The following is a 25,375-nucleotide window of genomic DNA, read 5'->3' as shown; positions in this document are numbered from 1 at the left end:
TCATGACCCGAGACGAGATCGAAGCACTACTCACCTTCGCTGGCACCTACGACAGCCGCGAGGTCGGCGAAGCCATGGTCACAGCGTGGCTGGCCGCCGCCGTCCACGCCCAATGGACCAACGATGAGGCCATAGATGCCGTCATCGCGCACTATGCCGCGAATAACGACTGGATTCGTCCCGGCCATATCACACAGACCATCCGCGGCAGCCGCCGTCGATTCTGGCAGGAGTAACACCGTGAGCAACGGATATGACACCACCACCGAATACTCCCTTATTGCTGTCGCCTTGCAATCCCCCGACCAGGTCCGCGACATCTTCCTTGCAGTAGGTGCCGAAGACTGGTTCGACCGCAAGGCCCGCGACATCGCTGCCGTGATCGCCGGAATGATGCGCTCCGGCAAGACTATCGATCCCACAGCTGTGCTCATCGAAGCCGGGAGCCGCGGCCTGGTCCCCGGCAGAATCCCCCCGAACTTCATCATCGACTGCTTTGGTATGTCGGGCGTGCAAGCGGTCTCCGCGTCCACTTATGCACAGACGATCAAGAACCTGTCGGCGGCACGGACGCTCAACGGTACGGGCGAACGACTCACTCAACGCACCCAGTCTTCACTTGAGACGGGAGTGGACCGGGGCGACATCCTGTCTCACATCCGCGACGCAAGGCGGGGACTCGACATAGCAGAGCGGGCCGTGGGCGAACTGGAGTTCGAGCCACTGATGGGGATCTCCAGCTTCCTCAATTCCGTATCCCACGATCATGACTGGCTTGTGCCCGGCCTGCTCGAACGCATGGATCGCATCGTGCTCACGGGAATGGAAGGCGGCGGGAAAACTTGGGCTTGCAGCCAGATCGCATGCACTCTGGCCGCAAGCTTGCATCCTTTCACCGGACACCAACTCGGCAGCGGCAACTACCACTCACGCGTCCTCGTCATCGACTGCGAGAACAGCCCCCAGCAATCGGCCCGCCGCTTCAACACGATCATGGGGAAGGTCGACAAGCTCCGCCGCGACAAGGGCTTGTCGCCTATGGATTGGGACGACCACATGTCCCTCGTGACTCGGCCTGCTGGGATCGACCTGCTTGCCGGTGCCGACACGGCATGGCTCGACCGCACCATCTCTTCGTTCGCCCCCGACCTGCTGCTCCTCGGCCCGCTGTACAAGTTGCACCACGAAAACCCGAACGAAGAGAAGCCTGCCCGCGAAATCACCTGGGTCATAGACGGCCTCCGCGAACGTTATGGCTTCGCGCTCCTCACCGAAGCGCACGCAGGCAAAGCCAACAACTCGGATGGCCGTCGCAACATGGCACCCATCGGATCCAGCGTTTTCTTACGGTGGAGCGAGTTCGGGTTCGGGCTCCTCCGTTCCCCGGACGACCCCGGCAAAGCCCGCGCCGAGAAGGTCGATGTCGTGTCCTGGCGCGGATCGCGTGAGGAACGACAGTGGCCTTCCAAGTTGCAGTACGGGGTCAATCTGCCCTGGATGCCCGCCGACCCCGAATACTACGACGAGGTGCGATTGCGGGTGGCCACGTGAGCGTCGAGCCACCTGCGTGCGCAGGGCCGGTGATCGTCGGAGTCGTCGAGTACTGGGCACGGAGGTATCCACACCTCAAGCCGCCGATATTCCGCGCCGAGGACGTGATGCCATTGCTGCATGGCGACGACGCCGCATACAACGCGGCGTCGACGCTACTCGATGCCGAGCGGGTTCATTTCCCCGAAGGCGACGAGATCTGATGACGCAGAGCGTGAGCTAGGTGAGTCCTGCCTCCGCGAGTTTGTCAACGATTTCGCTGACGCTACTGTGGATATCTCGCAGGAGCGGTATCAGCGGTCGATAGTCAGTCGTGTTTGGGAGGTCGATAGCTGGCTCAGTTTGCAAGTACTTGTGGTATTCGAACGAAGTGGCACCAATACCGGTCGGCTTAAGCCTGTATCGCGTCAGGACGTCACCTTTTGCGAGGCTTTCGCCTTGTTGTGGATCCTCATAGGTAATGACGTACTTATCTGACTGCTTGATCAGTACCTGCGCTGCGAACCCGTTCGTGACGAGAAGCTGACGATGCTTATCCGTATTCACGAGCGCCGCCAAAACTGCAATCGCGTGATGATGCGGCGCTTGCGAATGGTAGGGCTGATTCCTCTCAAGCACGTCGGTTACCGCAGCGGAGTGGGCCTGCCTGATCGTGATCAGATCGCCGTTGGGTTTGGTGCGCGCGGTCAACGTCGGGAACTGCCGTGCATGCGGGTACACGGAATGATCGAGAGCTGCACGCATGCATGTCAGTGCATCACCTGTGATCAGCGACCACTCTTCCGGCACCTCCGGGGGCTCGGTCAGGGCGATCATGTGGCAGTCCACTTCGCCGGGGTGAGTCTGGCTTGGTTCCCAGAAGGCGTGGACCTCGATCGGATTGGCCTTCGTGAACGCACCCACCTGTTCATCAAGATCAGCGATGTGATGCATGGCCCGCGCGAGCTTGTGTCGCGCGCTGGCGATCCCCGTGATTGACATCCGTCGATCATAAGAACGAGCACGCCGACCGCGCCACCCGATTTCACATCCCAGAGGGGCGAGGACCGCGACGACGCCCCGAATCCTCGTGCGAAGGATCCGGGGCGCCGTTGGGGTAATCGTCGTTGGGGTTCAGCATCCTTAACGACGTCCTCGACTCTAAGTGTCACGGAGAGGTTCGGCAAATCCGCAGTCGCTAATTCGGACTTGACTAATTCACTAAGATCAGATAGTGCCAGGACATTTCAGGAATAGCCGAATCTGACCGGCCACGGCGAGAAAGTCACCGCCCAGCAACCTGGCCTCACCACCCAAGGGGACACAACCAAATGACAGAAATCGCTAGCGCTGCCGAACCGGCCTGGAGCACGGTACAGCGCGCCGCTGCCATCGGCGATCCAATCATCGCACTCGACGAGACTTGGCCAGAACTCTGGAGACTGCGCTGGAAAGCCTCCGTACTCAACGGCCGCAAGCAAACGGCATTCACCATCGAGGAGACAGCTCCCGGTCAATTCCACGTGGCATACGGGTACTGGGTCATCGCCGGACCCGCAGACTACGCGACAACCCTCGGAACACTCGGAGGGTTTCTAGTCTCCTTCCATTTGGCTGGCCTCGGCATCTCCGAGAACATCTCTAAATGGATCATCGGCGCCTATGAGGAGCACACGCCGTGAACAACACTCCCCCAAGCCTCACAGGCGTGTGGATCGTCGCTGACGGCGACCACGGCGGCAGCACCGTCATCCCCTGCGCCCGCGAGATCGACGCTTACCGAATTGTCCACGCAAATGGATACGGCAAAGTGCACTGGGTGCCCTTCAACGTCGACCTGCACGACATCATTTACCGACGCATCGACGTACCCCTACCGCCACGCGAACTCGAACACGCCGAACACGTCGCGAACTGCGACATCTGCCAACGCGCAGCCTGACCCCCTTCCCTGAACTCACCACCGGAGCGCGCATGGAAGACCACCAGTGCCAGCAAGGACGCCGCTGCCAAGGCCGCACACGCACACCCAACGGCCAATGGCACGCCGCCGGCGTCGAACGCCCCCGAACCCTATGCCATCCATGCGAAGAAGCGTGCTTCGCCGCAATCCGCTCCCTCCCAGACGATTTCCGGCTGCTGTCCGAAGCATCCACCAACCCCACCGGCATCAGGCGCCGCGCGCCCAAGGTCCGGCGAACCCCTGGACGATCCATCCCGATCAACGTCGAAGCCCACGCACTCATGTCGGCGATCGACGACGAGACGTTCCGGTGGGCGCTGCGACTCGACCCCGACATCAACGACAACCTCCCCCGCGATGCACAGCGGCGTGTAGAGCGCTGTGTGACAGCGCTTTCCACGCGGCTCGGCACACTCATCGACCAACCCGTCCACGTCTTCTCCGCGCTGCTGCCGCACCCTGACGGCGGCGACCACCTCGGGCGTGAAGCCCTCGACGGAGTCGATGCGGTGCTGCGCCTCGATGGCTACCACCGGCGGACGCGTAGCATCCTCGGCCTCACCGAGGCTTCCAAGTCCTACCTCAACGGCGAAACGTGCCACGTCTGCGCCGCCCGCACCCTCTTCGTCCACATTCACGAACACCGAATCCACTGCCGAAGCTGTCAAAACACCTGGGAGCAGGACGACTTCGCGAGGCTCAACAATCCACTGGCCGCGGCATGACCGGACACCGCAACAACCTGGAGCGGGCGCGGGAGATCGCGCGCGCCTACCGGAACGCCCTCCGAGCTGTCGACCCCGAACGATGCTCGAAGCTCGACGAGATGGCCCGCCAATGCGGCCAACGGTGGATAGCCCCAACCGAACTGCCCCCCGAGGCCGTCGAAGCAGCCCTTGAAGCAATCCTGAGCCCGCGCGACATCGCCGAGTTCTGGGGAATCCCTGCCGCGACCCTTTACGCCTGGTCGTCGAAAGGTCGCCTCACGAACCGCGGCGAACCCCGGCGCCCCAAATTCCTTGTCTCAGAAGTCCTCGCCGTCGAAGCGGAAGGCCGAAAACGCGGCTGACAGCGCCGGGTCGTCAGAATCTTCTGATACAATTAGAAAGCGCCTTGGCAGACGCTACCCAAAATCCGGTAAGCACACACGCGGCACCGCGAACCACCGAGGGCATTCAACGTTCGAATTCGGCTCAGCGTACACACATCACCGCTGCTAGAGCGGCTATTTTCGCGCCTTCGAGCCATTCCAATACGCCGCCCGACAGTCTTACTGAAGCGGTTGATTCTCCTGGGTGAGGAGGGCGGCCGACTCGATGGATTACTCCGTTGAGTCGGCCCGAATGTGCCGTCCGGTGAGCGTTTAGCGCTCCCGGACGGCACATGTGACCGGAATCACTAAACTTTTTTCTGGCGTCGCCAGGAAAACCCAACTAGACGCCGACGGTAGCGTGAGAACAAACGCCGACCACCACAGCGCCTCAGCGCAAAAAGGATCAGCGATGCCCTCCGCAATCACCACACGCCGCCGCCGCGACCGCTGGGCCACCGCCATATGCCGGCAAGACAAACACCACCAATGGGCACGCGCCAACCACGGCACACTCTGGGACTACCGGATCGAAAACGAATCCAAAGCAGACCAGAAAGCCCGACTACGGAAAGCCCAGGGCCTCTGCTTTGCCTGCCCCCTCCGAGCGATGTGCCGCGAATATCACCAGACCCTCACCAACGAAACCGGCGAGCACATGACTGGCGTCTGGGGCGGACAAATCATCGAAGAAGCCTCAAGAGGGCAACTGAAGGCCGCGTAAGCCGCCCCGGCCCGACCGCACGGAAGGGGAACCGGTTGCGTTTTCGCCTCAAGGCATGGCTCTTCGAAATCGAAGTAGAAACCCCACCGCCACCCCAAATATCCACCGTCGACCTCGTCGCGGCCATCTGGTCAGCAATGGCAGCCAATCCAATAGGCGCCATCGAAATCCTGACCGACGACGACTCAGACGACTAGAAGACAAGACACCAGAGCGAACAATGCGTTTGCCAGACCGCTTGGACGCCCTCATCGTCCACCTCATACAACGCCTGCTCACCCGAGTCGGCGTGAACCTCTACAAAGGACCGCACAAATGAGCGTCGACCTCGACACCGTCACACTTTTCATCCGCGTCATTCTCGCCATCCTTGAACTGATCGCCTGATGACCCGCACACAGCCGCAGAACGACGAAGCCGTCCTCGACGCAGCCACCTCAGCGCAGGACACCCACGAAGCCACACGACGACCACGCGGCAACCCGAAGACCGAAGAAGCCGCACAGGCCGCGACCACAGCCCACGTCGCCATCCACATCGGCTGAACCGCAACCGAACAGGACTCCTCACCTTGGCAGATTCACCCATGCGAATGCGCGTTGTCGAACTACCCATGACACACCTCGGCGAAGCCACAAACTCGCCATACCTCCTCGTCTTCGACCGCTGCCAACCCGGCGAGATCAGCACAAGCCAATGGCAGGAACAGGACATCGCAGGCATAACCGGCGCCCGCGGCGTCCTCGTATTCGACTACGAAGTTGACATCGAATGATCGCCGTCACACCATCCCAGCGGCCAAGCTTCCACCAGATCTGGAAGCGCCAAACCTGGGGCGTGCAAACCCTCGTCATCGGCGCCGCCATCCTCGCCGGCATCAGCACGCTCAACCTCGTCCTGTGGATCGGCAGCGGCCTCGCATACGGCACCTGGCCCTACGACGCAGTACGCGGCAGCCTCGGACAGATCGCCTTCGCGTGGTCCTACCTCGGCTGGATCTACTGGCGCACCTACGCCAAAGAGCTTGAACACACGGTCATGCGCCCGCGGGCCACATAGACCGACACCTCACCACCTAGGCGGACACCAATGCCCCACCTGCCCGACCTCGTGACGCTCGATCTTGCACAGCGAAAGCTGTTCATCGACGGCACCGAATTCCCTTGGCTGATCAGCCAAGGAGGCCCCACCTTCAACGCGCTCGCCGACCCACGCGAACTTCGTCAGGTGACTGTCACGTTCTTCACCAACGATGTCAAGGTCATCCCCGAGCACGGCAAGCCTGCACCGGGCGACGAGGACACGACGCCAGCAGACGACGCCATCGAGTGCATCGCCACACGCCTCGTCCAGGACGAGTTAGGCCAAGTCCCCCAAGAACGCCACTACGCGATGGCCGAACGAATCGTCGACACCCTCGTAGACCGAGGGCTGCTGACGACCACCGATCCGCAGCACTGGCCCAACCGGGACACCGACGACACCCCATGAGCCGCTGGGGATCCGGCCGGACCAGCACCAGCGCACACCGCCGATGGGCGCGCGCCGTACTCCAGCGGGACGAATACCGTTGCCAGCAGTGCGGCTACCAAGGCCGCGCCGGCGCCGGAGACGTCGAGGCAGACCACATCACACCGGTCTACTGCGGCGGAAAAACCATCCTCGACAACGGGCAAACGCTCTGCAAGCCGCACCACGACGCCAAGAGCGAAGCCGAACGACTTGCAGCACTCCGTGACCGGCACCAACGCGGTCGCCGGCCACCGGAGACACACCCCGGCCAGCAACCACGTCGCAACACCCTGGGGGGATGACCCCCTACCGGCCCCCAGCTCGCCCCAGGGGCATAGCAGGCGGACCTATGCGTGCGGAGACTCCAGCATTTGCCCAGGTCAGAGACTTGGGCTTGCCGATGGATTCCGCCGGCTATTGGGTTGCTCAACATATTCCCAGTTCAGGCGCAGTAATTCGTAACACGGCTGGTATGCTTGGGCCATGGCGACCAGGGTTTGCGAGCAGTGCGGAGGTCCGCTCGGACCGATGCGTGCCCGTGGCCGCACTGCGTCGTATTGCTCGAATGCCTGCCGTCAGAAGGCTTATCGTGCGCGGAAGCCAAAGCCTCCGGCTGAGCTGGTGTCGCGCGATCGTTGGGTGCTGTGGAAGCCGGTGCGACGCGCCGGGCGGATCACGAAGATGCCTGTCCAGCTGGACGGTGCGCCGGCGTCGAGCACCGACCCGGAGACTTGGACGCCCTTCGCGCAGGTCCGCGGCGCGAAGCGCAAGGGCTTTGTCGTGGGCGAAGGCATCGGTTGCATCGACTTGGATCACTGCCTGGTCGATGGCGTGCCGACCGCGGCTGCGCGTGCCTTCCTCGCTGCGTTGCCGCCTACCTACATTGAGATCTCCCCCTCTGGTGATGGCCTGCACGTGTGGGGCCTGATACCTGAAGGGCGTGGCCGTGTGCGCAACGTGAACGGCCTGTCGACCGAGGCGTACAGCGTCGGTCGCTACATCACTTTCACCGGTCTGCCTTTCAAGGGCTCGGTGCCGCATCTCGCGGATCTGACTGCGCTGGGGCTCATCGGCCTCGGCTGATCAACCCAGCTCACTGCCGCAACGGAGGTGGGCGCACCCCCGAAACGGGAGTTCCCATGGCCAGTTCTGACTTTGCGCCTGACGCGACTATGCCTGTCCCAGCCCCGGATGGGTTGGGTTCAAGTGGCACTGCCCTGTGGTTCGGCATCGCGAACGATTACGAGTTGCGTTCAGACGAACTGCGCATCCTCGAAGATGCTTGCCGCGAAGCCGATTTGATTGACGCCCTGGCGGATCGGCTCGAACACGAAGACCTGCTGATCACTGGCAGCCAGGGACAGACGGTGATCAATCCTCTGGTTGGCGAGTTGCGCCAACATCGGTCGGTGCTGTCGACGCTGTTGCAGCGCCTGAAGTTGTCGGGCGATGACGGCGATTCTCCGGAGGAGCGTTCTGCGCAGATGCGCAGCCTCGCGAACCGGCGATGGAAGCGAGATGGCGCGTAGGCGGCGCGCTGCGACTCGTGACAGTGGCCTTGATGACGCCTATGCCCAGATCGTCGACTGGTATCGGCATCAACTCTCGATAACCAAGCCGCCCAATGACCTGCTGTGGGAACCGATCAAGATCGGCCCGACGTGGCAGTGGGACGAGGAAACCGGCTGGCTGCTGCCGAAGTGGACCCTGGGTTGGGGTGTGCTCGCATGGTGCGGGCATTGGCTCCGCGATAAGGACGGCGATCCCTGGCAATTCACGATGGAGCAGGCCCGCTTCATCCTGTGGTTCTTCGCGGTCGACGAAGAGGGCGACTTTCTCTACCCCACAGCGGTTTTGCAGCGGATGAAGGGCCACGGCAAGGATCCGGTCGCAGCATGTTTGGCGTTGGCGGCCTGCTTCGCCCCGGTCACGTTCGACCACTGGGATGCGAGCGGCGAACCAGTCGGCCGCGAGGAACCCGCTGCATGGGTTCAGATCGTCGCCGTCTCTCAGGAACAGACCGAAAACACTTTCGATCTGTTCAAGACCCTGGTATCAGCAGAAGCCATCACTCGCTATCGGATTCAGATCAATGGGTTCGATGTCTACGGCCTGGGCGGAACCCGCCGGATTCAGGCCGTCACGAGCAATCCGTTGTCGATCGAAGGCGGGCGCCCGACGCTGGTGATCCGCAACGAAACTCAGAATTGGCAGAAACAGAACCGTGGCTTTCAGATGGCGGCTGCACTCGACGGCAACGTTGCGAAGAGTGCGACCGCCGCTCGATCTCTCGACATCTGTAACGCGTACCGCACGAATGAGGAGTCAGTCGGGCGGCAGATGAGGGAAGCCTACGACCAAAGCGTTGCGAATCCTGATCTGGCTATCGCCGATCTCGGGCTGTTGTACGACAGTTTGGAGGCGCCGCCAGAAGCTCCGCTCACAGTTGAGGACGCACCACATGTGGTGCGTGCGATTCGTGGTGACTCGGTTTGGCTGGATGCCCGACCGAAGTCGATGATCATCAAGTCGATTCTCAACCCGTCGAACACTGCGAGTGAGTCCAGGCGGAAATGGTTTAATCAGATCCTCGCCGCTGAAGACGATTGGATGCAGTATCCCGAGTGCTGGGCGAATATGGCTGTGCCGCTGGAGGTTTCAGCGGCTGACCAGGTCGTCATGTTCTTCGACGGGTCCAAGTCGGATGACGCTACCGCTCTGATTGGCTGCCGCATCAGCGACGGCTACGTGTTCACACTCGGTATCTGGGAGCGTCCTCCTCGCAGCCTGCCCGACTGGAAGATCAACCGCGACGTCGTCGACCGGCGTGTGCGGCAAGCGTTCGAAGCGTACAACGTCGTCGGTTTTTGGGCTGACCTTTCCAACGCTCGCGACGATGAGACCGGCGAACGCTACTGGGAACCGTACTGCGACAGATGGGCGGAGGACTTCGCCCGCGAACTGTCGGACCTTCCCGCCGTCAATTCGGGACCTTCCCGTCACCTGGTCGCGTGGGACATGCGAAACCCGAGTCACACAGCCGTGTTCGTGCAAGAGGCGGAGCGGTTCATCAGCGAGATCGCCGAGGAACTATTCCAGCATGACGGACACCCGCTGCTGACCAAGCATGTGAAGAACGCCAAGCGAAATCCAGGCAAGTTCGGCATCTCGCTGTCGAAAGAGCATCGCGAAAGCGCCCGCAAGATCGACGCCGCGGTGTGCGCGGTCGGCGCCCGTCTGATGCGCCGCATGTGGCTGAACCGGCCCAAGTCCAAGAAGCGTCCGCCCGGTAAGGGGCGAGTCGTCGTCATGAATTGAATGAGGAGGTGCACGCGCCTTGCCAGTGAATATCTCAAGTCTGCTGTCGCCTCTGCAACCCCTACCCGAACCCGCGGCCGACTTCACCTTCATGGTGAAGGACACGGAAGCAGCGCTGTCGCCGTATGAGGCGGCGTTGGCTTCACACCTGGCGCGTCGCCTTTTCGACGAGCGGGCCGACATGCTGATGTCGGGTCTGTACTTCGAAGGCATGGAGCCGATCACCAATTTGGGTATTGCGGTTCCGCCTGAGCTGCATGGATTGCGCGCTGTCCTCGGCTGGCCTGAGATAGGCGTTGGCGCGCTCAACGAGCGCCTGGAGGTGCAAGGCTTCCGGTTGCCATCATCGACGTCGATTGTTGCCGACTTGGGGGATATCTGGGCTGCGAACAACCTCGCCGAAGAGTCACCGCTGGCGCATCTCGATGCGATGGTCTACGGGCGTTGCCCGATCGTCATTGGGACGCGAGAGGGTGGCGGTCAACCGGTCATCACGATCGAGTCGCCATTGGACATGATCGTGCATTGGGATCCGCGGCGGCGTGCGGCTACGGCGGCCCTGCAAACGTACATCGAGACCGATCCCACCAGCGAGCACTACTTTCGCCAGCGCGCGGTCCTCTACATCATCGGCGCCACCATTCACATGGTGCGCGGCGAAAAGGGCTGGCAGGTCACGGATCGCGACGACCATGGCTTGCCGATGCTGCCCGTGGTGCAACTGGTGAACAGGCCGCGTGTTCGACAGCGGAATGGCAGATCTGAGATCACCCTTGCGTGGCGGAATACTGTCGATCGTGCGGCCCGCAACATGGTCGCGATGGAGGTTTCGCGGGAGATCAACGCGGCTCCGCCCCGGTACATCATTGCTGCTGCCGAGTCGGCGTTCCAAAACGCTGATGGTGAGCAGAGGACCGCGTGGCAAACCTACATTGGCCGCTTTCTCGCGTTGGAAGCCGACGAGCACGGGAACCTTCCCCAGGTCGGAACTTTCGATGCGGTGAGCCCGGAGCCGTTCACGAAGTTGCACGATTTGGACGTCCGGCAGATGTCGGCCCTGACTGGGGTGCCGCCTCAGTTCCTCGGCATCCTGTCGGACGGCAACCCTGCCTCAGCGGACGCAATCCGAATTTCTGACTTCAGGTTGAAGACTCGCGCAGACGAGAAGACGACCAGCTTCGGGGGCCGCTGGGAGGAAGTGCAGCGCATTGCGCTCTTCATCCGTGATGGCGAGCTTCCGCCGGATGCGGACCGGATGGAAACCGATTGGGCGCCAACGGGTATTCCGACCCCTGCCGCGGATACCGACGCTGTGGTCAAACAGATTCAGGCGAAGATGATTCCGCCCGAGTCGGAAGTGGCGTTGGAGCGTGTCGGGTATTCGGCGTTGGAGCGGGAACGCATCAGTGCTGATCGCCGCGCGGCGCGTGGTCGTCGAGAGCTCGCGGACCTGATTGGCGCTCTCGCACCTGAACCGGAGTTGCCGCCTGAGCAGTCGGCGGCCTGATGGCGACCACGGCTGAGGTCGAGGAGTACTCGGCTGCAACGAACGCGATCGTCGTTCTGGCTACATCGCAACTCGCGCGGTTCATGGCGACCGCACCCGGCCCGGACCAGGTTTCGAATTACTATACCGAGCTGATCCGATCGGCTGGTCGTGCAGCAGCGTCGACCGCCGCAGACTTCTACGACGACATGCGAGCGCAATCCCGCGCGCGGCGTGGATTCAGGGCGACTGTCGCTGAGCCGATACCGGTCGAGCAGGCGCGCGCGGTCGTCAGGTGGGCAACCGAACCGCGAGCGCGATTGTGGACGCCGCCCGAGAGCGACGCCGAGTTGTGGACGCCAGACGACGCGGATGAGGACGACATCGTCACCGATGCTTCCGACGATTCGCGACCTGAGTCGGACCGAACGTCATCGCAGGTAGATCCCGACTTCTTCGAGGACGTGCCCGAGTCGGAAGACGCGGATGACGTCGAGGGCGATACGCCCGAACTTGAGGAGCCGACTCCCGACGAGATCCTGAGTCGACTCACCCGTTCGTCGCAGCGGCTCATCATGCAGCCTGCCCGCGACACCATCGTTGAATCGGTCGAGCGCGACCCTGCTGACGCCCGGTGGGCGCGTGTGCCGACCGGTGAAGTGACGTGCGCGTTCTGTCTGGTGATGGCGTCACGCGGCGCGGTCTACACCTCACGCGCTGCCGCAGTGTCGGTGATCGGGCGCCGTGGACGGACGCGCGGTAAGCGCGCATTGGGCGAGTCGTACCACGACGCGTGCGACTGCCAGGCCATCCCGGTCTGGGACGAAGACGAGGACTACCCGGAGCACTACGACCCGGAAGCCCTCTACGACATCTACTCCGACGCGAGAGACGCCGCGCACTCCCCCGACCTGAAGAAGATTCTCGCCAAGCTGCGTGAGCAGCAGGGCCTTCGATAAGACCACCCGCCACCGAAACGGCGGCGGACAGTTCCCGAAACGGGAGATCAACAGTCATGTCTGACGAAACCACCAACCCGCAACCGACCGACGTCCAGCCCACGGATTCGACGCCTGCCGAGCCGACCACTGCCAGCGACACTGACGCGGCACCGAAACCCGCCGAGACCGTCGAGTTCTGGAAGAACAAGGCCCGCGACTGGGAATCCCGGTCGAAGGCCAACGCCGACAAGGCCCGGCAGTTCGACGAACTGCAAGAGCAGGCGAAAACCGAACTCGAACGCGCGCAGGATGAGGCGAAACGCCTTGCAGCGCAGGCCGATAGCTTCCGCAATCGCGCGGTGGTAGGCGAGGCCAAGTCCCTTGCTTCGGACTTCGCGAACCCGACCGTCGCGGTCACGTTGCTCGGCGACCTGTCCGGCTACGTCGACGACCAGGGCGACATCGATTCCGCCCGGCTCAAGTCCGATCTCGACGACCTGTTGCAGCGGGAACCGTATCTCGCGCGTGTGCAGGCACCGACCGGCATGCGCCCCAACCCGGCGCAGGGCCAGTCCGGCAATCCGTCGTTGACACCGTCTCAGCGCGCAAGCGAAAGCGAGCGTCAGGGCGACTGGAAAACCGCGGGTGCGGTCAAGGCCGACCAGCTGCTGAAGCTGCGGCCAACCCAGTAGTAGGCAGGGCATTTGACCTGCCCCAACCCACATCAAAGGAGTAGCTAAAAGATGGCTACAGTTTCCGGGCAGGGCACCGTTTTCAACCTGCCGAATTACACCGGCGAGCTGTTCAGCGTCGCCCCCTCCGAGACCCCGTTCCTGTCCGCCATCGGCGGCCTGGGTGGCGGCTTGGTCACCAACTCCGTCGAGTTCGAGTGGCAGACCGAGGATCTGGAGTCGACCAGCGCGAACAACGCGAAGGTCGAGGGTGCTGCCGCGCCGACCGCCTCGGGTGTCTCGCGCTCGAACGTCTCCAACGTGGTGGAGATCCACCAGGAGGCGATCGAGGTCAGCTACACGAAGCAGTCGGCGGTGGGCCTGCACGGCGGCATCAACAACGAGGAGACCAACCCCGTTCGCGATGAGCTGGCGCATCAGATCAACCTCAAGCTGCGCAAGATCGCGGTCGACATCGAAAAGTCTTTCCTGTCCGGTGTTTACGCCAAGCCCGCCAACAACGCGACCCCGCGAACCACTCGCGGCATCCTGACCGCGATCACCACCAACGTGTTCGCCAACGGCGGCACCGGCCGCGCGCTGACCAAGGCGATCATCGACAACGCGCTCAAGGACATGTTCACCAACGGCGCGACCCTCAATCAGGCGTCGACCGTGCTGATGGTCGGTCCCGCGCAGAAGATCGCCCTGTCGAACCTCTACGCCGCGGCCACACTGAACCAGCCGACCCAGACCCGCAACATCGGTGGTGTCTCGATCGACACCCTGGTCACCGACTTCGGCACCTTCGGCGTCATGGTCAACCGCTGGTTCCCCGCCGGCCAGGTCGGCATCATCGACCTCTCGGTGTGCCACCCGGTGTTCCTGACGCACCCTGGCAAGGGCAACCTGTTCGTCGAGCCGCTGGCCAAGACCGGCGCATCGGACAAGTACCAAGTGTACGGCGAGGTCGGCCTTCAGTACGGCCCCGAGCTGTACCACGGCCTGATCAAGGACTTGACCTGATCTGATGGCTCGCTATGTCTTCCACGCGACCCACGGCGTGGAATTCTCCGAGGACGGCACGAATCCGTGGGCAAAGTTCGTGCTCGACAGCGCATCATCCAGCCTCGTCAACGGCGTCACGGTCCGCACCTACCGGTTCGAGACCAGCGACGCCAAGATCGCCGCTCGGCTGCGCAAGATCGACGACTACGGGATCACCGAGGTCAAGGCCGACAAGCCCGACCCGGACCCCGCAGCGTGACCGTGAGGGGGCGCAATGGCTGACTTCGCGACACCAGCTCAGCTGGAAGCGTTCTGGCATCCCCTGTCGGAAGCCGAGGAGGAACGGGCGACCGTCCTCCTCGGCTACGTGGCGGCGTTGATCCGAAACGAGTGGTCCGATATCGACGACCGCATCGCCAGCTTCGACGACGACCCGCGTCCTGCGGATGCACTCGATCCCACAGTGCCGCAGTTTATTTCGATCACTGCGGTGAAGCGGGCAATGATCGGCGGGACCAGCGGCGGTGACGGGGTCTCCTCTGAAATGAAGGTCGGCGGCCCGTACACACATCAGACGTCGTACTCGAATCCGATGGGCAACCTCTATCTGACCGCCACGGAACGACGGCAGTTGTCTCCTGGTGGTGCCCGGCGCCGCGCATTCACGGTCAATCCGATCGCTGAAACCGCGGGAACTGGTCTGCCCTACTGGGATTGGGAGCGGGCATCGTGAGCTTCCTGCCGACACCGTGGACCGTCAGGTACCACGAACGAACGCCCGGCGGTCCGGACCCGCACCGTAACCCGGCGATCTACACGCCACCCGCCGACCAGCCTGGTACCGAAGTGCCCGTCTATGGCTGGTACACGCCCGCGATAGACGATCCGTTCGTCGCGGGACATCCCGACCGCGTGAACATCGACGTGGTGCTGCTCGCCCCACCGGACTTCGCACCAACCGATGGCAGCCTGATCGATCTACCCGCTGGACCAGCAGGGAGATTCGAGGTCAGCGGCGGGGTGCGGGACTACAACTACGGCCCCTTCGGTTTCCAACCCGGCGGCTTGGTCGCGCTTCGAAAGGCGGTGGGCTGATGGCTGCGGGACAACCTCGAATCGACTGGAACATCGAAGCTTTCGCCCAGATCCGCCGGTTGGAAGGGGTGAAGAAGGCGCTCTACGAACTCGCGAAGAAGGGCGCCAACGCCGCTGGTGACGGGTTCGTCGCGCGTGCGGGTGACCGCCCGACGCGTGCACGTGCCGCCGTTATCGCCGCGACCATCCGCGCACGTCACGCCAATGCCCGTGACCACACACTGTTGGGTCCGGTCGTCGATGCGATGCGTGAGTCATGAGCGAACCAATCAGCTTCGCAGACATCGAGATCGCTCTTGCCAATCACCTGACCACGGAGCTTGCCGCCCGCAATGTCCTCGTTCCGGTCGTGATCGCGGTGCCCTCGACCAGGCCGAAGAGGTTCGTGCGCCTGGTTCGCGTCGGCGGATCGACTTCCAATTTGGTTACCGACAGGCCGCGCATCGTCGCCGAATGCTGGGACAGCATCGGCGCCGGCGCAGCTGACCTTGCCCGCATCGTTCGAGCGTTGATCCGTGCTACGGCACCCGGCTACATCGGCCCCGTGTGGGTCAACAAGGTCATCGATCTAGGGATCGCGTTCATCCCTGACCCCGACACAAACACCCCCCGCTACCTCGTCAGCGCAGAGCTGCACGTACGCGGCGAGGAACTGACCTAGCTTCCCGCTCGGGTCGACAACTCAACAACTCAACTCCCCAGGGCCTGCGCAAATCCCAAGGGAGACAACATCATGGCTCTGCCATCTGTCCAGAAGATCGGTGCAGGCACCTACAACACCGTCACCGGCGGCATCCTTGTCGCGCCGCTCGGCACCACCCTGCCGACCACTGCGGCGGCGGCCCCCGATGCTGCGTTCAAGGCCCTCGGCTACGTCTCCGAGGACGGCATCGAACCGCAGGGTGAGCGCAGCGTGAATGCCATCAAGGACTGGAATGCCGACGACATTGCCCAGTTGCAGACCGGTCACAGCGTCCGCTACGGCTTCACCCTGTACGCGGCCTGGGACGCCGACGTGCTCAAGGAGATCTACGGCGAAAGCAACGTCGTCGTCACGGCGCCGACCGCATCGACGGGCACCCTGATCAAGGTCACCGAGAACGGCAAGGTGCTGCCGCTGCGCAGCTGGATCATCGACATGGCCGACGGCGGTCGCAAGCACCGGATCGTCCTGCCGAACGCGAAGATCAGCGAAGTCACCCAGCGCCCCCATGTGGCCGGCGAGCTGAATGGTTTCCAGGTCGTGATCGATGCCTTCAAGGACGCGACCGGCCAGAAGGCTTACCACTACCTCGATGACGGTGTGTTCGCGCCGTAACCCACAAACCCCGGCAGCGGCCGGTTTTTCCCCTTTCGCGCAGGCCCGTCGGCCGCTGCCGGGCATAAACGTGCCCGTGAACTCACCTGCGAATCAACGAATATTCCAACCACCTGAAAGAGGTCTGCGCATATGACTGCCAAGAAATCGAACACGGTCAAGGACGATTACGTCAAGAAGGTCGGCGATACCGAAGTTCGGTTGCCGTCCCTGTCGTATCTCAAGCCCGGACTCATTCGGAAGATCCGGCGACTCAGCGACATCGATGCGATGTACACGCTGCTCGAATTGGTTCTCGAAAAAGATGCGTTGGCCGTCCTCGACGACATGGACCCCGACGAGTACGCGGCGCTGCTCGACGGTTGGCGCGAGCACTCTGGGGTTTCGCTGGGGGAATAAAGCGCCTGGACTCCCTCATCGAGGAGTACACCCAGGCGATCGAATCCGACCTGATCGATCGCGGGTTGCGGCTGCGCCAGCTCGGTTCCAAGGTTCTGAGCTGGCGTGACCTGAGTTCGATCATCGCAAATCTGAAACCGGACTCTGCATTGGTTCGCCAATTGAGTCCGGACACCTGGCGATGGCAACTGAATGAACATCTGCTTGCCAATATCGCTGACTCGCTGCGCTGGCTCCGGTGGGCGAAAACCGAAGACGGCCGTCGCGGTCGCAATGTGCCTCAGCCAATTCCACGGCCAGGCATCGAACCTGAACGCATCGGCGACACACATATGTCTATCGCCGATATGGACAAATTCCTTGGCTGGGAGGTGAAGTCGTGACATCTCCTGAAGCGGAGGAAAGCGCCGCAAAGATCGAGGTTGGCGTTGCCTACCTTTCGATCGTCGGTGACACCGACAAACTTGCGCGCAGCATTCGCAACGAAATGATTGCCGCGCAAAGGTATGCGCGTGCCAATCCAATTCATGTGGAGGCTCACGCTGACGTCGAGCTGCGCAGCACCCCCGCCGAGCGCAACCGGTTCGTCGCCGATCTCAACCAGCGTTTGGAGGACCGCAGGGTCACAATCAAGGTGACCCCGGTTCTCGACACTGCTGGCTTCCCGGCAAGCGTGCAGAGTCGAATGCGCGAAGTCATGCGGCATTTCGACTTCGAGCTGAAAGTCCGGATGACGCCGGACTTTTCTCGGTTTCCGGGCGAAGTCATTCGGGGTCTACGCGAGATTCGACGCCTGTTCGACTTCTCGCTTCCGATCCCCATTGACCTCGACACCGCCGCAGCTATGGCGCGGGCCGCAGCGCTTCGTCAAGAACTCGAACGGCTGCGCGGGCCTTGGAACGCTGATGTCGACGTAGATGTCAACCGCGGCGCAGTGGAACGCCTTAACTCTCTTGGCGCGGCTGGCCTGAGCAAGACTGCACTGGGCGCGTCCGCTGCCACGGCAGGGATCGCGGCAATCGGCGGTGCGGCTGGTGCGGCTCTAGGTGCGATCAGCGCGCTCGGTGTCGGTATCGCCGCCTTGGGTCCTGCTGCTGCGGCGGCTGGCGCGACTGCTGCGGTCGGGCTGGCAGGGGTCGGCGATGCGTTCAAGGCGCTGTCCTCAGCTGCGGATTCGGCGGGTACGGATGGTCAGGCGCAGGCGAAGGCTGTCGCCGCAGCGCAGGAGCAGGTGGCTACGGCGCTGGAAAGTGTCGAGTCCGCGCAGCGCAACCTCGCCGATGCGCAGAAGGACTCTCGTGACGCTGCTGCCGATATTGCGCAGGCGTACAAGGATGCCGCCGACGAGTTGGAGGACTACAACCTCAAGCTCGCAGACGCAGCCCTCAGCGAGAAAGAAGCCGCCGTCGCGCTGCGCGACGCAGAACGCGAGTTCGCAAAGGCCAAGCCCGAGGACCGGGAGAAGGCGGCGCTGCGTGTAGAGCGCGCCCAACTTCGTTTGGCAGAGGCGCAGGAACGCAACCGCGACATCCAGGAAGAGGCCAACGAGGCCCAGGCCAAGGGCGTCGAGGGCTCCGACCAGGTGGTGCAAGCCAAAGACCGTGCGGCCCAGGCGAATCAGCGGGTGGTCGATGCCGAGAGGCAGTTGACGTCAGCGCACGAGCAGGTCGCCAAAGCCCAGCAAGCCGTGTCGGACGCGATGACTCAAGGGTCGTCGGCGCAGGACAAGGCCGCGCAGGCGCTCGCGAAACTTGCACCCAATGCCCAGGCATTCGTATTGGCGGCACGCGAACTGAAACCCGCGTGGGACAACTTCGTTGGCGATCCCACCCAGAACGCTTTGTTCGACGGTGCCGCTGACGGGATCCGTGATCTCGCGGAAGCAGCGCTGCCCGTGCTCGGTGCTGGCATGACCGACGTCGCCGGATCGATGAACGGGCTGACCAAGCAGTTCGCTGCTTTCTGGGCCGCGCCGGAGAACCTTGAGGGTGTTCGGGCGATCTTCGCTGGCACCGCCTCGTTCATTGACGGGATGGGTCCGGGGCTTCAGCAGGCGACCCAAGGATTCCTGAGTCTGGGGCAGGCGTTCGAGCCTGTCGCCAATCAGGTTGGCGCACAGTTTGCTGGCCTGCTCGGTCAGATCGGGCAGAGCTTCACCGATGCGTTTGCAAATGGATCGCTGACCCAGTTGCTCGGCACGTTCGGTGACATCCTTCAGGGTTTGGGCGAGGGCCTGAATCCGTTGATCGATGGCCTCATTCAAATCGGCAACCTCGTCGGTCCAACGATTGGCCCACTGTTTGCTCAGCTGGGGCAGTCGATTCAGGCGCTGGCCCCGGCGCTGGGTGCGATCGGCGCGACCTTCGCCGAGACGTTGACGGCGCTGATGCCAGACCTGACGAACTTCATCAACGCGTTGCTGACCGGTCTCGAACCGGTCCTGCCCGTGATCGGTGACCTTCTCCAGAGTCTCATGACGGCGCTGACACCGCTCCTCGGACCGATGAGTGAAATCGCTCAGGTCGTGGGAATTGCCTTGTCACAGGCAGTTACAGCGCTGGTGCCAGCCATTGGTCCGCTGGGTCAGGCTTTCGCGGCGCTGGTGACCGCGGTCGCGCCGTTGCTGCCCGCGTTGGCGCAGATCGTTGCTGGCTTGGTGCAGGCGCTCGCGCCGGCACTGACGGTGATCTTCCAGGCGTTGACTCCGGTCATCCAGCAGGTTGCTGATCTGATGCTGCCGATCTTCGAGGAGTTGCAGCCGATCCTTGCTGAGACCGCGATGGTCATCGGTCAGGCACTAGCCGACGCCATCACTGCGATCGCGCCGATTCTGCCCCCCTTGATCAACGCGTGGGGCGAGCTGATGTTGGCGATCGCCCCGCTGATGCCCGAGCTGGCTCGGATGGCTGCGGAGTTGCTGCCCCCGCTGATTGATCTTCTCGTCGAACTGGCTCCCGTGATCCTCAAGATCACCGAGGTCTTCACCTGGCTCATCACCAACGTCATCCAGAAGCTGGTCATCCCCGGAATTCGGGGGATGACGGACGCCTGGAGCACCGCCATGGAGAACGGCGTCGAGGTCGTTCGTACGGCCAAGGACTTCATCGGCAGCGCCCTCGAAAGCATCGGCGATTTCTTCTCCGGACTCGGCGACACCGCGTCGACGGTCTGGGATGGGATCGTCCGAGGAATCGCCATCGGGGTCAAGAAGGTCGGCGAACTGCTCCAGCGCGTGAAGATTCCCGATTGGGTTCCTGGCGTTGGCGGCAAGGGCGCCGTAGGACTGGGCGATTCCCTGGTCCAGTGGGCTGACCAGCACATGGCTACCGGCGGTCTGCTGCGCGGACCTGGCACCGGGACTAGCGACTCGATCCTGATCGCCGCATCGAATGGCGAGTTCGTTGTGAATGCGCGGGCGACTGCGGCGAATCTGCCTCTGCTGCAAGCGATCAACAGCGGCTGGGTTCCCTCCGCTGAGTTCCTGCACAGCATGGTTCCAGGCTTCGCTGAAGGCGGTCAGGTTCCAGGTAAACGGTTCGCGGAGTCCATGGATTCTGCGAAGTATTTGATGGGCGGGTTCTCACGCTCGTCGATCGACTGTTCCGGCATGGTCGCCGCGGTCGTCAACGACGCGCTCGGCAAGGATCCGTTCTCGGGTCGCATGTCCACGGTCAACGAAGGGCAGTGGCTGTCCAATCTTGGCGCGCTGCCAGGGCTCGGCGGACCCGGTGACATCGCGGTCGCTTGGTACGACCGCGGCGGCGGCGCGAACGGACATACCGCGATGCGCCTCGGCGACGGAACCGGCGTCGAAAGCCGATCCGGTGACGGTGTGGTGATCGGTCCGGCGGCGACAGATGTCACCGACCCGATGTTCGACAAGCACATGCACATCCCGAAGGAACTGCTGCTCGGCGGTGATCTCGGCGGCCCCGCTACCGGCGACAGTGCCGTGAAGGGTGGCCGGTCCAGCAAGCTCGGCGGACTAGGCGGTAGCGGCGGATCCGGCGGTGGAGGCACCGGAGGCGGCGGCTCAACATCCGGCGCAAACACAGTGGCCACCGATGCCACCCGTGTCTTCGTGACGAACTGGCCTACTGGCTTCGCTTCCGCTGGCCCCGCGGCAACTACCACCACCAGCACTTCGAGCACCACGCCAGCCGTCACGGCGGACTCGAACACGTTGTCATCGACCACCTACGGCGCGAATCCCAGCACGGCCGCGCCTGCTCCAGCCGATCAAGGCACACATCCGTTGGCAGCCCTGCCGATTCCCGGAGCGGCGGAACTCTTTGATGGTCCAGCCCCCTGGTACATGGCGGCGAGCCCGGAACAGGCGCTGGCCAATCTCGGCACGCAAGCCGCGGGGCTGGCGCAATCCGGGATGGAAGACGTCGTCGGATTCTTCCAGAACAACTGGCAGGAAATGTTGGAAACCGGTGCCGGCGTGCTCGGCATGGGCGCCCTCGGCGGCGGGGGCGGCGGCAATACGACCTTCAACATCAGCGGCACCGATCCGATGAGCGCGGCCCGCGCAGTCGAACGGGTGCAGCGACGGCGCACGCTGGCGACGCAGCGGTCAGGAGGCTTCGGCCGATGAATCCGCTGCTGCTCAGCGAGGCCACGAAAGTCGTTGTCTGGGACCGCAACGGGCGCGTGTGGCACCTTCACGGTGCTGGCGCCGGCCGCGAAGGCGTCACCCTGAGTCGCCAGTCCGGGTATGCCTTCGCCCCTGTCTCACTGCTCGTATCCGAGGGGGCACGCCAAGACGGCGCGACCTTCCTTCGGTCGGTGCGCAGCCGCAAGGAATGGGACTTCGTCGTCTTGATCCGCGGCGCCGATACAGCGCGCAGCTTCTACGCGGTTCATGACGCCTGGCATCGAGGGTGGAGTACCGACCAGCCGTGCACGGTTGGTTGGTACACCCGCCATCAGGGTTGGCGCTTCCAAAAGTTCCAGCTCGATACAGCTCCGGAGCCGCTGGGCGATGCCGATCCGGCGTTGAACGGTGCGGTCGAATACCAGATGTCGGCGACGGCGATGGATCCTTTGGGATCTCATCTGCCCGAAGTCGATGTCTGGGTGAACGCCGATGGGCTCAACGAAGGCGTTCTGCGTGGACGTAATGCCGCCGATCAACCGGCGTGGCCGCGCTACACCATGAACGGGCCGGGGCGTTGGCACATTCAGGATCCGAATTTCGGCGACTCGCTTCGGATCGTGGAGACCCCGGTCATCCTGCCGGGCGAGGAACTGCGTATCGACACGCACCCGAGGCACCGCACCGCTCGCGTGTACTCGGCCGGTAATCCTGCCGGGCGCAACGTCTGGGGCGCGCTGGCGGGTAGGCGTTGGTTTGAGCCTCTGCCGCCGTGGTCGACGACCGACATCACTGTGCGTGTGTCCGAGGGCGGGAATTTGGAATCTACTATTCGCGTCGATGTTTCGCCGCGGTCATCGAGGCCGTTCTAAATGTGGGATCACGACGCCGCCGCACGGCGGCTTGACAATTTAGAGCGCGAAGATCAGGAATACCGGTCCGATCAAACCGCGCGCGTCCGCTACTACGACAAGTATTTGCAGGAGATCGGCGAAGAAGCCGCATACATCGCCCTGCAATTCAATCACCCGAAGAACAAGGCGGGTGGGTTGAAGATGTCGATCCCACGGGTCGACATGATCCATTTCGACCACATCTTCAGGAATCCTGACGGCGAGGACGCGACCATCCCGATCACCGTGGACACCGCGGCGTTCCGATGGGACGGCTACATCACCAAAGCCAGCGTTATCCGTGACGAGGACGGCGTCGAGACCGTCGATATCGAGGCCATCCACTGCTGGCATCACATCGCTACGACCGCGCTGTGGGCTAGCCCGTTCGCGCCGATCCTCGCGCAGTTCCCGCGCCATGACGTGAAGTTCGGGCCAGTCGAAACCGTGTGCCTGCTGTATCTCGTCACCAACTTGATGCGTCTCCAGGCCCATTTCTGGGACGTGCCCGATCGCTGGCTCGACGCGCCGGACTGGGCGCAGGTCGGATCCGCACTGTGGCCGATCGCGATTGTGCCCATAGATGTTTGGCGCGATTCAAGCCCATGGTGCGCGGCGACAGCACGATTCGACATGGCCGATCAAACCCTTGTGCCGCTAATGGACGGCACTGGCGTCATGCTCAACGCCAAGTTTTTCCTGCCCGAAGACGGCGACGAGCAGCCTGCACCCAATTGGTATGTGCTCGACCGCCCGACTGTCGTGATCTGGACGGAGAACAAGGATGGCGTTGTCGGTCCTACCGGCACACTATTCGACGGCCTGATCGCCCAGGTCGAAGAATTTATCGACGACACCACAGTGGTCCGATATCCCAAGTTTGACTCGCAGTCGGAATACGAAGCGGTCTACGGCAATTCGGGTCCGCTCGGAACTTTCCGGGCATTGCCGCATGTCTGGTATCTCGAAGGCGAATACTCCGGTATCGGGCCGTCCGAGATCGCCCTACACAAGCCGATGGCCACAAGTGTCATCGTGGGCGGGCGTTCGCCTGGCTGGGTGAACGCGGGCATCGAGTTGGTCATGAAGAACCTGCTCGCTTGGTTGGGCATGTTGATCGGCATCCCCGGATTGGATGCCCTCTACCAGGGCCAGTTGGATGACGTCTTCCTGGCGTGGATGAACTACGAAGACCGCGAACGCACCCGCCGCGCAGGGCCTTTCGCGTTTCGGGAGCATGTCGTCACGGCCTCGTCGAAGGCATTCACATTGGACGGCGTGATGAGCGGCTTGCGTGGCCTGCATCAGACCCGCGGCTACACCAGCAAGCGCGTCACCATCGGCGACGGCGCGCCGTACCTGATCGGAAAAGACTTCACCCTCGGCGATCAGATCGGATTCCAGGTCGGCGACCAACTGTTCACCGACTACGTCACCGACATGACCTTCACCGACGACCGCGAGCGCGGCGCCCGCTGGGAACTGACCATCGGCGACGGCGCCGACGAAGAGGACTCGGTCGTCAAAGGCTGGGACCGCATGGCCCAATTCGCGCAGGCCATCCGCGTTCTCGCGACCGACGTCGGCGCCGACCTCGATCTCATCATCTTCTAGGAGGCGCAGTGGACATCCTGCACCAAGGCCAAACATCCAGCCACCCGACGCACCTCGTTGCGACCCTGTCAGCTGCCGACCGCGGCAAGGCGTGGTCAACGGGACGCGACCTGTACATCTGGGACGGGGCCACGCTGAGCTACACCCCTGACGCGATCGGTTAGGAGACGGCGTGGACATCTCATTCCCCGCCCATATCACCGTCACCGAGACCCCCGATCTTGACGGCCTGCCAATGCTGACCGCCGACATCGCCCCGGCGAACGAGTCCGCCGCACTGCCGCTGCCTGCCGGTCCGGCTGGGCCACCCGGACCGCGCGGCGGGCCGCGCACCACCTTCCGCAAAATGGGCGAGATCCCCGATGCCGCTGCACGGCCGAACGCCCTCGGCGTTGAGGATCGTGGGAAGTGGTGGCATCGTCTCGACACCAACGGCATGGACGTGTGGACCGGTGCCGGGTGGCAGCATTCGCCCGGCGCGGTCGGCGCGCAAGGTCCGGTCGCCCCTGCGGCCGTGATCACCACGAACACCACCCATGACCCGGCGTACACCGTGCCCGCAGTCCGCGTCACCGGCACTGGCCCTGAGTTGACGCTTGCGGTCACCGCCCCGGCCGGATTGCAAGGCCCGAAAGGACCAGCCGGTGCAAGCGGGGCGATCAGTACGGCAACCGATTTCGACCAGTCCGTAGGGCCGACGCAGCGAAGTACCTTCGCATTGGGTGCTGGGTCGCGGAAGTGGAAGGTGCAGCCACCGCCGAATGGTTTCGGGTTGTGGGCCTGGTACGGCAACGACTTCAACGCCGACGCCCAGCAAACCGTCGAGCAGCTGGTCGCGGGCACTTTCGTCATCCCGGCGCTGCCGTTCGCGTGGCGGCCGATGTGCTGGGGGCGCATGGCGATCTTCTGCCAATCGGGCTTTCAGAACGATGGCGAACTCCGGGTGCGCATCGGGTCGGAAACGGGCGCGATGGTCGCCTCCGGCGGGGGCATCCGCGGAGACGGCGCCTATTTCGCGACCAGCATCACGCCCGCATTCGGCGACAGCACCACGAAACCGATCTCACCAACGAGCACGGTGGCCACGGTGCCCGCCTACACCGAAACCGCCATCGTCGTGACCGTCGAGCGGGTCGGCCAGTCGACCGGCGGCTCAATCGGATATCAGCGCGCCAATGCCTGGCTCACCGTGTGGGCACAACCCGTCGCATGA

At 63.2% G+C, this 25,375-nt stretch carries 32 protein-coding genes; 31 read left to right on the top strand and 1 reads right to left on the bottom strand.

The window, feature by feature from the left end; translation table 11 throughout:
• The first annotated feature begins 2 nt into the window (after nt 1-2).
• From CRP45_RS33875 to CRP45_RS33375, 3 genes are read left to right on the top strand one after another with little or no spacing between them, the layout of a single operon-like run.
• Entirely contained in the window at nt 3-236 is a 234-nt protein-coding gene (locus CRP45_RS33875; protein ID WP_179830899.1) for a hypothetical protein, read from the top strand.
• Nucleotides 237-240: 4 nt separating this feature from the next.
• Complete coding sequence (locus CRP45_RS16770) at nt 241-1,551, top strand: AAA family ATPase (protein WP_245910172.1); 1,311 nt, start codon at nt 241-243, stop codon at nt 1,549-1,551.
• Complete coding sequence (locus CRP45_RS33375) at nt 1,548-1,754, top strand: hypothetical protein (protein WP_143861464.1); 207 nt, start codon at nt 1,548-1,550, stop codon at nt 1,752-1,754. The genes CRP45_RS16770 and CRP45_RS33375 overlap by 4 nt, the downstream gene beginning before the upstream one ends.
• Nucleotides 1,755-1,770: 16 nt before the next feature.
• On the opposite strand, the gene CRP45_RS16765 is transcribed toward CRP45_RS33375, so the two are convergent.
• The gene (locus tag CRP45_RS16765) at nt 1,771-2,532 is read right to left on the bottom strand and encodes a hypothetical protein (RefSeq protein WP_097245847.1); all 762 of its coding nucleotides are present in this window, start codon (nt 2,530-2,532) and stop codon (nt 1,771-1,773) included.
• Between the two features lie 329 nt (nt 2,533-2,861).
• On the opposite strand from CRP45_RS16765, the gene CRP45_RS33370 reads away from it, so the two are divergent.
• The 28 genes from CRP45_RS33370 to CRP45_RS16640 all read left to right on the top strand — a co-directional run bounded on the left by CRP45_RS33370 (nt 2,862) and on the right by CRP45_RS16640 (nt 25,375).
• On the top strand, nt 2,862-3,212 hold the full coding sequence (locus CRP45_RS33370; protein ID WP_143861463.1) for a hypothetical protein: 351 nt from the start codon (nt 2,862-2,864) through the stop codon (nt 3,210-3,212).
• Nucleotides 3,209-3,472, top strand: a complete 264-nt coding sequence (locus tag CRP45_RS16760; RefSeq protein WP_097245846.1) for a hypothetical protein — start codon at nt 3,209-3,211, stop codon at nt 3,470-3,472. Before CRP45_RS33370 ends, CRP45_RS16760 begins: the two co-directional genes overlap by 4 nt.
• A gap of 32 nt (nt 3,473-3,504) precedes the next feature.
• Nucleotides 3,505-4,218 (top strand): hypothetical protein, encoded by a 714-nt coding sequence (locus tag CRP45_RS33365; protein ID WP_143861462.1) that lies wholly within the window; start codon nt 3,505-3,507, stop codon nt 4,216-4,218.
• Nucleotides 4,215-4,562, top strand: a complete 348-nt coding sequence (locus tag CRP45_RS16750; RefSeq protein ID WP_097245844.1) for a hypothetical protein — start codon at nt 4,215-4,217, stop codon at nt 4,560-4,562. The genes CRP45_RS33365 and CRP45_RS16750 overlap by 4 nt, the downstream gene beginning before the upstream one ends.
• Before the next feature lie 433 nt (nt 4,563-4,995).
• Nucleotides 4,996-5,307: a WhiB family transcriptional regulator gene (locus tag CRP45_RS33360; RefSeq protein ID WP_143861461.1), complete on the top strand. Its 312-nt coding sequence runs from the start codon at nt 4,996-4,998 to the stop codon at nt 5,305-5,307.
• A gap of 386 nt (nt 5,308-5,693) precedes the next feature.
• A complete protein-coding gene (locus CRP45_RS33870) occupies nt 5,694-5,852 on the top strand; it encodes a hypothetical protein (RefSeq protein ID WP_179830898.1) in 159 nt (52 codons plus the stop codon).
• Between the two features lie 226 nt (nt 5,853-6,078).
• Nucleotides 6,079-6,366 (top strand): hypothetical protein, encoded by a 288-nt coding sequence (locus CRP45_RS16745; RefSeq protein WP_097245843.1) that lies wholly within the window; start codon nt 6,079-6,081, stop codon nt 6,364-6,366.
• 30 nt (nt 6,367-6,396) lie between these two features.
• Complete coding sequence (locus CRP45_RS16740) at nt 6,397-6,798, top strand: hypothetical protein (RefSeq protein WP_097245842.1); 402 nt, start codon at nt 6,397-6,399, stop codon at nt 6,796-6,798.
• On the top strand, nt 6,795-7,121 hold the full coding sequence (locus tag CRP45_RS35295; protein WP_097245841.1) for an HNH endonuclease: 327 nt from the start codon (nt 6,795-6,797) through the stop codon (nt 7,119-7,121). Before CRP45_RS16740 ends, CRP45_RS35295 begins: the two co-directional genes overlap by 4 nt.
• Nucleotides 7,122-7,302: 181 nt before the next feature.
• A complete protein-coding gene (locus tag CRP45_RS16730; RefSeq protein WP_097245840.1) occupies nt 7,303-7,902 on the top strand; it encodes a DNA primase in 600 nt (199 codons plus the stop codon).
• Nucleotides 7,903-7,958: 56 nt separating this feature from the next.
• Entirely contained in the window at nt 7,959-8,348 is a 390-nt protein-coding gene (locus CRP45_RS16725; RefSeq protein ID WP_097245839.1) for a hypothetical protein, read from the top strand.
• Entirely contained in the window at nt 8,338-10,137 is a 1,800-nt protein-coding gene (locus CRP45_RS16720) for a terminase (RefSeq protein WP_097245838.1), read from the top strand. The genes CRP45_RS16725 and CRP45_RS16720 overlap by 11 nt, the downstream gene beginning before the upstream one ends.
• A gap of 25 nt (nt 10,138-10,162) precedes the next feature.
• Complete coding sequence (locus CRP45_RS16715) at nt 10,163-11,644, top strand: phage portal protein (RefSeq protein ID WP_097245837.1); 1,482 nt, start codon at nt 10,163-10,165, stop codon at nt 11,642-11,644.
• Nucleotides 11,644-12,582, top strand: a complete 939-nt coding sequence (locus CRP45_RS16710; protein ID WP_097245836.1) for a VG15 protein — start codon at nt 11,644-11,646, stop codon at nt 12,580-12,582. Before CRP45_RS16715 ends, CRP45_RS16710 begins: the two co-directional genes overlap by 1 nt.
• Nucleotides 12,583-12,638: 56 nt before the next feature.
• Nucleotides 12,639-13,256, top strand: coding sequence for a hypothetical protein (locus CRP45_RS16705; protein WP_097245835.1), 618 nt, complete (start codon nt 12,639-12,641; stop codon nt 13,254-13,256).
• Nucleotides 13,257-13,307: 51 nt separating this feature from the next.
• The gene (locus CRP45_RS16700) at nt 13,308-14,261 is read left to right on the top strand and encodes an SU10 major capsid protein (protein ID WP_097245834.1); all 954 of its coding nucleotides are present in this window, start codon (nt 13,308-13,310) and stop codon (nt 14,259-14,261) included.
• Between the two features lie 4 nt (nt 14,262-14,265).
• Entirely contained in the window at nt 14,266-14,502 is a 237-nt protein-coding gene (locus CRP45_RS16695; protein ID WP_097245833.1) for a hypothetical protein, read from the top strand.
• A 15-nt stretch (nt 14,503-14,517) separates the two neighbouring features.
• Nucleotides 14,518-14,976 carry a Gp19/Gp15/Gp42 family protein gene (locus tag CRP45_RS16690; RefSeq protein WP_097245832.1) on the top strand — a complete coding sequence of 153 codons (459 nt, stop codon included), beginning with the start codon at nt 14,518-14,520 and terminating at the stop codon, nt 14,974-14,976.
• Nucleotides 14,973-15,338 carry a hypothetical protein gene (locus CRP45_RS16685; RefSeq protein ID WP_143861460.1) on the top strand — a complete coding sequence of 122 codons (366 nt, stop codon included), beginning with the start codon at nt 14,973-14,975 and terminating at the stop codon, nt 15,336-15,338. Before CRP45_RS16690 ends, CRP45_RS16685 begins: the two co-directional genes overlap by 4 nt.
• Entirely contained in the window at nt 15,338-15,598 is a 261-nt protein-coding gene (locus CRP45_RS16680; protein ID WP_097245830.1) for a hypothetical protein, read from the top strand. The genes CRP45_RS16685 and CRP45_RS16680 overlap by 1 nt, the downstream gene beginning before the upstream one ends.
• Nucleotides 15,595-15,999, top strand: a complete 405-nt coding sequence (locus tag CRP45_RS16675; protein ID WP_097245829.1) for a hypothetical protein — start codon at nt 15,595-15,597, stop codon at nt 15,997-15,999. The genes CRP45_RS16680 and CRP45_RS16675 overlap by 4 nt, the downstream gene beginning before the upstream one ends.
• Nucleotides 16,000-16,071: 72 nt before the next feature.
• The gene (locus CRP45_RS16670; RefSeq protein WP_097245828.1) at nt 16,072-16,656 is read left to right on the top strand and encodes a phage tail tube protein; all 585 of its coding nucleotides are present in this window, start codon (nt 16,072-16,074) and stop codon (nt 16,654-16,656) included.
• A gap of 132 nt (nt 16,657-16,788) precedes the next feature.
• Nucleotides 16,789-17,055, top strand: a complete 267-nt coding sequence (locus tag CRP45_RS16665) for a hypothetical protein (RefSeq protein ID WP_097245827.1) — start codon at nt 16,789-16,791, stop codon at nt 17,053-17,055.
• Nucleotides 17,019-17,438 (top strand): DUF5361 domain-containing protein, encoded by a 420-nt coding sequence (locus CRP45_RS16660; protein WP_143861459.1) that lies wholly within the window; start codon nt 17,019-17,021, stop codon nt 17,436-17,438. Before CRP45_RS16665 ends, CRP45_RS16660 begins: the two co-directional genes overlap by 37 nt.
• Entirely contained in the window at nt 17,435-21,655 is a 4,221-nt protein-coding gene (locus tag CRP45_RS16655) for a phage tail protein (RefSeq protein WP_097245825.1), read from the top strand. The genes CRP45_RS16660 and CRP45_RS16655 overlap by 4 nt, the downstream gene beginning before the upstream one ends.
• Nucleotides 21,652-22,527: a phage tail protein gene (locus tag CRP45_RS16650; RefSeq protein WP_179830897.1), complete on the top strand. Its 876-nt coding sequence runs from the start codon at nt 21,652-21,654 to the stop codon at nt 22,525-22,527. The genes CRP45_RS16655 and CRP45_RS16650 overlap by 4 nt, the downstream gene beginning before the upstream one ends.
• Nucleotides 22,528-24,162: a Gp37-like protein gene (locus CRP45_RS16645; RefSeq protein ID WP_097245824.1), complete on the top strand. Its 1,635-nt coding sequence runs from the start codon at nt 22,528-22,530 to the stop codon at nt 24,160-24,162.
• Nucleotides 24,163-24,334: 172 nt separating this feature from the next.
• On the top strand, nt 24,335-25,375 hold the full coding sequence (locus CRP45_RS16640) for a hypothetical protein (RefSeq protein WP_097245823.1): 1,041 nt from the start codon (nt 24,335-24,337) through the stop codon (nt 25,373-25,375).

Source organism: Nocardia amikacinitolerans (assembly GCF_900215415.1).
GTDB lineage: Bacteria > Actinomycetota > Actinomycetes > Mycobacteriales > Mycobacteriaceae > Nocardia > Nocardia amikacinitolerans.
Note: the sequence above shows the minus strand (reverse complement) of the source record. Positions and strands in the feature narration are given on the sequence as shown.

Coding starts and splice junctions, on each gene's coding strand:
- CRP45_RS16650 (WP_179830897.1), top strand. CDS start 21,652: ATGAATCCGCTGCTGCTCAGCGAGGCCACGAAAGTCGTTGTCTGGGAC.
- CRP45_RS16680 (WP_097245830.1), top strand. CDS start 15,338: ATGGCTGCGGGACAACCTCGAATCGACTGGAACATCGAAGCTTTCGCC.
- CRP45_RS16710 (WP_097245836.1), top strand. CDS start 11,644: ATGGCGACCACGGCTGAGGTCGAGGAGTACTCGGCTGCAACGAACGCG.
- CRP45_RS33365 (WP_143861462.1), top strand. CDS start 3,505: ATGGAAGACCACCAGTGCCAGCAAGGACGCCGCTGCCAAGGCCGCACA.
- CRP45_RS16725 (WP_097245839.1), top strand. CDS start 7,959: ATGGCCAGTTCTGACTTTGCGCCTGACGCGACTATGCCTGTCCCAGCC.
- CRP45_RS33870 (WP_179830898.1), top strand. CDS start 5,694: ATGACCCGCACACAGCCGCAGAACGACGAAGCCGTCCTCGACGCAGCC.
- CRP45_RS16745 (WP_097245843.1), top strand. CDS start 6,079: ATGATCGCCGTCACACCATCCCAGCGGCCAAGCTTCCACCAGATCTGG.
- CRP45_RS33370 (WP_143861463.1), top strand. CDS start 2,862: ATGACAGAAATCGCTAGCGCTGCCGAACCGGCCTGGAGCACGGTACAG.
- CRP45_RS16740 (WP_097245842.1), top strand. CDS start 6,397: ATGCCCCACCTGCCCGACCTCGTGACGCTCGATCTTGCACAGCGAAAG.
- CRP45_RS16675 (WP_097245829.1), top strand. CDS start 15,595: ATGAGCGAACCAATCAGCTTCGCAGACATCGAGATCGCTCTTGCCAAT.
- CRP45_RS16720 (WP_097245838.1), top strand. CDS start 8,338: ATGGCGCGTAGGCGGCGCGCTGCGACTCGTGACAGTGGCCTTGATGAC.
- CRP45_RS33875 (WP_179830899.1), top strand. CDS start 3: ATGACCCGAGACGAGATCGAAGCACTACTCACCTTCGCTGGCACCTAC.
- CRP45_RS16705 (WP_097245835.1), top strand. CDS start 12,639: ATGTCTGACGAAACCACCAACCCGCAACCGACCGACGTCCAGCCCACG.
- CRP45_RS16665 (WP_097245827.1), top strand. CDS start 16,789: ATGACTGCCAAGAAATCGAACACGGTCAAGGACGATTACGTCAAGAAG.
- CRP45_RS16645 (WP_097245824.1), top strand. CDS start 22,528: ATGTGGGATCACGACGCCGCCGCACGGCGGCTTGACAATTTAGAGCGC.
- CRP45_RS16750 (WP_097245844.1), top strand. CDS start 4,215: ATGACCGGACACCGCAACAACCTGGAGCGGGCGCGGGAGATCGCGCGC.
- CRP45_RS16730 (WP_097245840.1), top strand. CDS start 7,303: ATGGCGACCAGGGTTTGCGAGCAGTGCGGAGGTCCGCTCGGACCGATG.
- CRP45_RS16700 (WP_097245834.1), top strand. CDS start 13,308: ATGGCTACAGTTTCCGGGCAGGGCACCGTTTTCAACCTGCCGAATTAC.
- CRP45_RS16690 (WP_097245832.1), top strand. CDS start 14,518: ATGGCTGACTTCGCGACACCAGCTCAGCTGGAAGCGTTCTGGCATCCC.
- CRP45_RS33360 (WP_143861461.1), top strand. CDS start 4,996: ATGCCCTCCGCAATCACCACACGCCGCCGCCGCGACCGCTGGGCCACC.
- CRP45_RS16670 (WP_097245828.1), top strand. CDS start 16,072: ATGGCTCTGCCATCTGTCCAGAAGATCGGTGCAGGCACCTACAACACC.
- CRP45_RS16695 (WP_097245833.1), top strand. CDS start 14,266: ATGGCTCGCTATGTCTTCCACGCGACCCACGGCGTGGAATTCTCCGAG.
- CRP45_RS16765 (WP_097245847.1), bottom strand. CDS start 2,532: ATGTCAATCACGGGGATCGCCAGCGCGCGACACAAGCTCGCGCGGGCC.
- CRP45_RS35295 (WP_097245841.1), top strand. CDS start 6,795: ATGAGCCGCTGGGGATCCGGCCGGACCAGCACCAGCGCACACCGCCGA.